The organism is Streptomyces sp. NPDC059456 (assembly GCF_042750055.1).
In the GTDB taxonomy this organism is placed as follows: Bacteria; Actinomycetota; Actinomycetes; order Streptomycetales; family Streptomycetaceae; genus Streptomyces.
This window is the reverse complement of the sequence record NZ_JBHYVA010000424.1, coordinates 1-7,466: the sequence shown is the minus strand read 5'-3', so window position 1 is coordinate 7,466 and position 7,466 is coordinate 1. Positions and strand designations below refer to the sequence as shown.

Below are 7,466 nucleotides of genomic sequence, written 5' to 3'. Positions count from 1 at the left end.
GGGCCCCCCCGGCCCCCCCCCCGGGCCCCTCCCCACCCGGGTCCGGGGGGGGGGCCGGCCGGGGGGGCCCGGCGCCCCCTCGGGGGGCCCCCCGACCCGGGTGTCCCACGGCGATCCGTACGCCGACTGCACCATCGGTGCGAGGGGCCCCGACAGCGTCGTCTATCCGGGGAGCGAGGTCGAGCCGTACCTGTCCGTCGACCCGCGCGACCCCCGGCGCGTCGTCACCGTGTTCCAGCAGGACCGCTGGAGCGACGGCGGCGCCCGCGGCCTGGCCGTCGGATGGACCACCGACGGCCGCACCTTCCACCGGAGCACGCTGCCCTTCAGCCTGTGCGCCCCGGGCGGCGCGGACTTCGAACGCGCCACCGACCCCTGGGTGAGCACCGGACCGGACGGCACCGTCTACGCCGGCGGGGAGGGCGTCGACTTCGTCCGCAACACGCGCAGCGCCCTCCTGACCGCCACGTCCCGCGACGGCGGCCGCACCTGGCACCACCTCACCACCACGCACGTCGACGAAGAGCCGTTCTTCAACGACAAGCCCTCGCTCACCGCCGACCCGATCCGCCCGGGCACCGCCTACCAGGTCTGGAACCGCCTCGACAACGACCCGCCCGGCCCCGGCTCCCTCGACGGCCCGGGCTACATCTCCCTCACCCGCGACGGCGGTCGCACCTGGAGCAGGGCGCGCCGGTTCGTCGACACGAGCGCCGTGCCCAACACGCAGACCATCGGTCACCAGATCGTCGTCGACCGGCGCAGCGGCACCCTGTACGACTTCTTCGACCAGATCACCCACACCGATGACCTGAGCGCCGTCGCCGAAGCCCACTACGCGGTGGTCACCTCGACCGACGCCGGGGCGACCTGGAGCGCCCCGGTCACGGTGGCCCGCGACACCTCCGTACCGGAAGTCGACCCGAACGACCCGACGAAGCTGCTGCGCGCCGGGTCCACGCTGCCCAGCCCGGCCATCGACCCGAAGACGGGCACGCTGTACATGGCCTACGAGGGCGCGGACTTCTCCGGCGGCAGGTTCGACTCGGTCCAGCTGGTGCGCTCCACCGACGGCGGCCGTACCTGGGGGAGCCCGGAGCTGATCAGCCCGAAGAGCGTGCCGGCCTTCTCCCCGTCCATCGCGGTCGACGAGCGGGGCACCGTCGCGCTGACCTACTACGACCTGCGCTTCCTCAAGCCGGGCGACACCACCACCCTGCCCACCGCCTACCAGCTGGCCACGCTGCCGCACGGGGACGTGGAGCGCCGGGCCGAGCGGCGGATCTCGCGGGTCTTCGACTGGCTGCAGGCGCCGTTCTCCGGGGGTTACTTCCTCGGCGACTACCAAGGCCTGGTGGCGGACGGCAAGGGTGTCCGGGCGGTACTGACCGAAACCCGCTCCGGCGCACCGGACAACCGCACGGACGTGTACAGCGGCACCTTCCCCACCCGGTGACCGCCCCGGACTCCGGCGGCCCGGCGACCTGACCGCCCGTCACGCCTCTCGTGCAGGACCACTGGTAGGAAACTTTCCTATCCGCTACGCTCCCGGACGGCGGCTTGGCGCGGTGCCTGATGTCATGGGCATGACGCGCTCAGCGAGAGCTCTGACCCGGCCGCCGTGACGCCGTCCCCGGCTCGCCCCGACGGCCCGGGGATGGCGTCTTCCGCACCGGTGTCCAGCTCTCGCCGTCCCCAGGCCAAGGAGTCCAGGCATGCACCTGTACGCCTCCACCCCACCAACCCCCACCGGCAGCCGGCTTCGGCCCGTCCTCCTCGTCGTGACCGCGGTGCTCGCGCTCGTCGCCGGGCTCCTCCTCGCCTGGCCCGGCCGGGCAGGGGCCGCGGACGACCCGCTCATCTCGCGCGGCAAGCCCGCCACCGCCTCCTCCACGGAGGACTCCTCGCTCGGCGCCGCCAACGCCTTCGACGGCTCCGCCTCGACCCGCTGGGCCAGCGCCGAGGGCAAGGACCCGCAGTGGATCCGCGTCGACCTCGGGACCGGCGCCACCGTCTCCCGGGTCAAGCTGACCTGGGAGTCCGCCTACGCAAAGGCCTACCGCGTCGAGGTCTCAGCCGATGGCGCGACCTGGACCAAGGTCGCCGAGGAGAAGGCCGGCAACGGCGGCACCGACGACCTCACCGGCCTCTCCGGCAAGGGCAGGTACCTGCGCGTGTACGGCACCGCGCGCGGCACGGCGTACGGCTACTCCCTCTTCGAGGCCGAGGTGTACGGCACCGTGGACGGCGGTCCGCCCCCCGGCGGCGGCGCCTTCACCGTCGTCGCGGCCGGCGACATCGCCGCCCGGTGCACGGCCTCCGACAGCGGCTGCGCACACCCGAAGACCGCCGAACTGGCCCGCCGGATCGACCCGAAGTTCTACCTCACGATGGGCGACAACCAGTACGACGACGCCCGGATCACCGACTTCCGCGCCTACTACGACAAGAGCTGGGGCGCCTTCAAGGCCAAGACCCACCCCGTGCCCGGCAACCACGAGACGTACGACCCGGCCGGCTCCCTGGCCGGATACAAGGCGTACTTCGGGAACATCGCCTACCCGCAGGGCAAGAGCTACTACAGCTTCGACGAAGGCAACTGGCACTTCATCGCCCTCGACTCCAACGCCTTCGACCAGGCCGCCCAGATCGACTGGCTCAAGGCCGACCTCGCCGCCAACGGCAAACAGTGCACAGCCGCCTACTGGCACCACCCGCTGTACTCCTCGGGCGGACACGGCAACGACCCCGTCTCCAAGCCCGTCTGGAAGATCCTCTACGGCGCCAAGGCCGACCTGGTCCTCAACGGACACGACCACCACTACGAGCGGTTCGCCCCGCAGAACCCCGACGGCAAGGCGGCCGCCGACGGCATCGTGGAGATCGTCGGCGGCATGGGCGGCGCCGAGCCCTACCCGATCGAGCAGGTGCAGCCCAACAGCCAGAAGCGCATCAGCGGCCAGTACGGGGTCCTGAAGCTCGACTTCACGGACTCGGGCTACAGCTGGACCTACGTCGCCACCGACGGCGTCAAGGACACCAGCCCGAAGTACAGCTGCCACTGATGATGTACCTGGCCGGCACCGGCCGCCCGGACGCCCCGCCCAGCCCCCTCGGGGCCCGGCGGCGCGTCCCCGCCACCGTCATCGCACTGGGCGCGGTCAGCCTCGTCACGGACGTCTCCTCCGAGATGGTCACCGCCGTGCTGCCGCTCTACCTGGTCCTGGGCCTCGGCCTCTCCCCGCTCCAATTCGGCTTCCTGGACGGCATGTTCAACGCGGCCACCGCGCTCATGCGACTGCTCGGCGGCCGGCTCGCCGACCGCGGCGGCCGCCACAAGCGCATCGCCGGCGCGGGCTACCTGCTCTCCGCGCTGTCCCGGCTGGGGCTGCTCCTCGCCGGCGGCGCCACCGCGGGCATCGCCGCCTCGCTCGCCGCCGACCGCCTCGGCAAGGGCGTGCGCACCGCCCCGCGCGACGCGCTGATCTCGCTCAGCGGCCCGCCGGAGACACTGGGCCGGGCGTTCGGCGTGCACCGGGCCATGGACACCACCGGCGCGCTCCTCGGCCCGCTCGCCGCGTTCGCCGTCCTGTGGGCCACCGCCGACGCCTACGACGCCGTGTTCGCCGTCAGCTTCTGCACGGGCCTGCTGGGCGTGCTCCTGCTCCTGCTGTACGTCCCCTCCGCGGCCCCCGCGCCACCGGTCGAGCCGACTCCGCTTCAGCACCGGGCACTTCGTGATCCGGTGTTCCGCCGGATCCTGTCCGCCGCCTGCCTGCTCGGAGCCGCCACCATCGGCGACTCCTTCCTCTACCTGCTCCTCCAGCGACGACTCGACCTGCCGCCCGCCCTCTTCCCGCTGCTGCCGCTCGGCGCCGCTGCCGGATACCTGCTGCTCGCCGTCCCCGTCGGCCGGATCGCCGACCGCACCGGGCGCAGGCTGCCGTTCCTCGTCGGACACGCCGCGCTGCTCGGCGCGTACGCCGTCCTGCTGCTCCCCGTCGGCCGGCCGGCCGTGGCCGTGGTGCCCGCGCTCCTCGGCGTCTTCTACGCCTGCACCGACGGGGTCCTGATGGCACTGGCGGGTCCCGTACTGCCCGCGCACCGCCGGGCCGGCGGGCTCGCGGTGCTCCAGACCGGCCAGGCGCTGTCCCGGCTGCTGGGCGCCGCGGGCTTCGGCGCCGCCTGGACCTGCTGGGGGCAGGGGCCCGCCCTGTGGGCCGCCGCGCTCGCCCTGGCCGCGGCGCTCGTGGCCGCCTGGCGCATCCTGCCCGCATCCGCATCCGCATCCGCATCCACAACGGCATCGGCATCCGCACCCGCAACGGCATCGGCATCGGCTTCTGCGCCGGCTCGTGCATCCGCCGCCGTTCCCGCCCTCGACGCCCCGGAGGCACCGTGAACCGACCGGCACAGCTGCGCCGTCTCGCCCTCGTCGTGCTCGCCGTCCTGCTCCTCGGGGGCGGCTCCCTGGGCTACGTACTGCACGCCAGGCACCGCGACCTGCCGACGGCCACCGGAGACGGATCCTTCGGCCTCGCCGAACCCGGGCTCTACTACCGGGACTCGGCCACCGGCCGGATCGCCCGCGTGAGCGGCACCGGCGGGCCGCCCGCCACGGGAGGTCCCGCATGCGAGCGCTTCTACGCCGCGGGGGAGCGCGCCCTGTGCCTGCGCAAGCTCCCCGGCATCCCGGCCCGCACGCAGGCCCTCGTGCTGGACCGCGGACTGCGGGAGGTCCGGCGCGTGACCGTACCCGGCATCCCCAACCGGGCCCGTGTCTCGGCCTCCGGCAACGTGCTGTCCTGGACGGCCTTCGCGACCGGCGACTCCTACGCCACGACCGCCTTCTCCACCCGGACCTCCATCCTCGACCTGCGCACCGGCTACCTGATCAAATCGATGGAGGAGATCCCGCTGACCATCGACGGGACCCGTTACCACGCCCCCGACGTCAACTACTGGGGAGTGACCTTCGCCGAGGACGACAACCGCTTCTACGCCACGGTGTCGACCAGGGGCCGCACCCACCTCGTCGAGGGGAACCTGCACGACTGGTCGGCGAAGGCCCTGCGCGAGAACGCCGAGTGTCCGTCCCTGTCACCGGACAACACCCGCATCGCCTTCAAGAAGAAGATCTCCGAAGACCCCGCATCACCGTGGCGGTTGTACGTCCTGGACCTGGCGGACCTGAGCGAACACCCGCTCGCGGAGACGCGCGGCGTCGACGACCAGGCGGCCTGGCTGGACGACGGGACCGTCGGCTACGCCCTCCCGGGACGGGAAGGGCGCGCCTCCGACATCTGGTCGGTCCCGGCGGACGGCACGGGCGAACCCCGCCTCCTGGTACCCGGCGGCTCCTCGCCGGCCGCCGTGAACCGACGGGACCGGGCCTGATCCGCCGGGCCTGATCCGCCGGAGCCCGGCCGGCCCCGGCGGACGGGCTCACTCGTACTGCGCGGAGACGCTCACACCGCTGAAGTCCTGTGCGGCGGCGAGGCTGAAGTAGACCCAGCCGGACGGCGGGTCGGCGATCGTCAGGGTCTCGCCGTTGCCGGCGCCGGCGGACTTCGCCAGGTTGCTGTCGGTGGTGGCCCAGCTGCTGCCGCCGTAGTACAGGTCTGCGTTGCCGGTGCCGCCGCTGCTGGTGATGGTCAGCCGCTTGACGCCGGCCGGCAGGTACATGAAGTGGTAGCTGTAGTTGCCGCGGGCGGCGGCCAGGCCGTCCCGGCGGCAGTTCCGGTCGAACTGGCGGGGGTCGCCGGCGGTGCAGAGCGGGATGGACGGGGCCTGCGGCAGCGGGCCGCAGTCGTCGGTCGCGCAGGTGGTCGTCAGCCAGGTGGCGAAGCCGGCGTCGTAACCGGTGCCGATGGTCTGCTTCAGGAAGGTGCGGGCGCCGTTCCAGTCGCCGGCGCGGTACTTGGCGAGCACGGTCTGTACGTCGGCGGGGTGCGCCTGGAGCATGTAGCGGACGGCGAGGAAGCCCCAGCGGTAGATCCGGTTCGAGTTGACCGAGGGGTCCGGGTCCTGGTCGTAGACGGTGTCGAACAGCTCGCTGAGCTTGTAGGTCTGCTTGGCGGCCTCGTTGACCGCGTCGGTGTTGCGCTCGCCCCGGTAGCCGTACGAGATGTTCTCGGCGATTCCCTCGACCCACCAGATGGTCGGGGTGGTCATGCCGGCCTCGAAGTCGCCGGCCATGTCGTAGCGGCCGTCCAGGTAGTGGGTGTACTCGTGGTTGAGGTTCCAGATCTGGAAGGCCGGGCGCAGCCAGTCGGCCTCGTGGGCGATGAAACGGGCCTGGTTGCCGGCGGCGGCCGGGTTGCCCTCCTCGTACATGCCGCCGTTGTCGACGTCGATGTCGTAGATGGCCCATGCGTACAGCGAGTACTGGCTGTAGTCGTCGAAGACGACGACCTCCAGGTCGGTGTTCAGGTCACCGGGGATCGGGCCCGTGTCGCCGATGACCCGGTGGAAGTAGGCGTCCTCGTTGACGAGGCTGGTGCAGGTGGAGGACAGCTGGCCGGGGGACATGTCCTGGGCGCGGATCTTCAGGCCCGGGGTGCACGTGTGCCGGATCGGCAGGATCGCCGGGAGCACGCGGGCCCCCAGGTCGCAGATGGCGTAGGCCGCGCAGTTGTTCTTGTCGTACTCGCGCGTGTACCAGCCCAGGTTCATGGTGATCGGCGCGGTGGGGCCGACGTTCGGGTAGCGGTTGATCAGGTCCTTCAGCAGCGGCCGCACCCGCTCCTTGAGCTCGGGGACGTCGAGGGCGTAGCCGAGGTAGCGCCCGACGTTGCTGACGACGTCCAGGCGGTTCAGCTGCGCGCCGTTGCGGGTGATGAAGCCGGCCCAGGTGTCGAGGATGGCGGGGTCGGCCTTGAGGGCGGCCCGCCAGCCACGGCCGTCGTCCTTGGCCTTGAAGCCGTTCTCGACGACCCATTCCACGTGCTGCATGGCGAGGTTCATCTGGCCGGGCCACGTGCCGTCGTAGCTGCCGAGCATCCACTTGACGACGCCGGCGTACCGGCCGGCCGCGTGGGTGCTGTCGATCAGCGTGACGACCTCGTTGAAGATCTCGCCGTTGGCGTCGGTGACGTCCCTGCCGTGCGGGGAGGCGAAGAAGGCGTCCAGCGCGCCGAGCGCGGCGCCGTTCAGCGCCGTGCCGTAGTCGCCGACGACGTCCGCGTGGTTGTCCTGCACGTAGTACCCGGCGCGCAGGAACAGCACCAACTGGCCGACGGCGGTGCGGTTGTCGCCCGTGTAGCCGGCGGAGGCGTCGCGCAGCGCGTTGGCGACGGTCACCATCTGGGGTTCGCGGAAGGCCTTGCGGGCGTCGTCCCCGGTGAGGTCGAACAGCGGGTAGGTGCAGGTGATCCGGGGGAGACCGCGTATGGACCCGCGCAGGACATCCGCCGCACTGCTGGCATCGCTGGGGGTGATCGCCGGGGCGCTGCTGAGCACGGCGG

5 protein-coding genes are annotated in these 7,466 nt (G+C 72.2%); 4 read left to right on the top strand and 1 reads right to left on the bottom strand.

Features of this window, described 5'->3' with window-relative positions; genetic code table 11:
* Positions 1 to 100: 100 nt before the first annotated feature.
* The 4 genes from ACFXA3_RS29040 (at position 101) to ACFXA3_RS29025 (ending at position 5,397) form a co-directional block, all read left to right on the top strand.
* A complete protein-coding gene (locus ACFXA3_RS29040; protein WP_385191475.1) occupies positions 101 to 1,456 on the top strand; it encodes a neuraminidase (sialidase) in 1,356 nt (451 codons plus the stop codon).
* Between the two features lie 259 nt (positions 1,457 to 1,715).
* Positions 1,716 to 3,065 (top strand): discoidin domain-containing protein, encoded by a 1,350-nt coding sequence (locus tag ACFXA3_RS29035; RefSeq protein ID WP_385191473.1) that lies wholly within the window; start codon positions 1,716 to 1,718, stop codon positions 3,063 to 3,065.
* 2 nt (positions 3,066 to 3,067) lie between these two features.
* Positions 3,068 to 4,402, top strand: coding sequence for an MFS transporter (locus tag ACFXA3_RS29030; protein WP_385191476.1), 1,335 nt, complete (start codon positions 3,068 to 3,070; stop codon positions 4,400 to 4,402).
* Positions 4,399 to 5,397 carry a TolB family protein gene (locus ACFXA3_RS29025; RefSeq protein ID WP_385191471.1) on the top strand — a complete coding sequence of 333 codons (999 nt, stop codon included), beginning with the start codon at positions 4,399 to 4,401 and terminating at the stop codon, positions 5,395 to 5,397. Before ACFXA3_RS29030 ends, ACFXA3_RS29025 begins: the two co-directional genes overlap by 4 nt.
* 48 nt (positions 5,398 to 5,445) lie before the next feature.
* On the opposite strand, the gene ACFXA3_RS29020 is transcribed toward ACFXA3_RS29025, so the two are convergent.
* A partial coding sequence (locus ACFXA3_RS29020; protein ID WP_385191469.1) for a collagenase occupies positions 5,446 to 7,466 on the bottom strand: 2,021 nt, incomplete at its 5' end.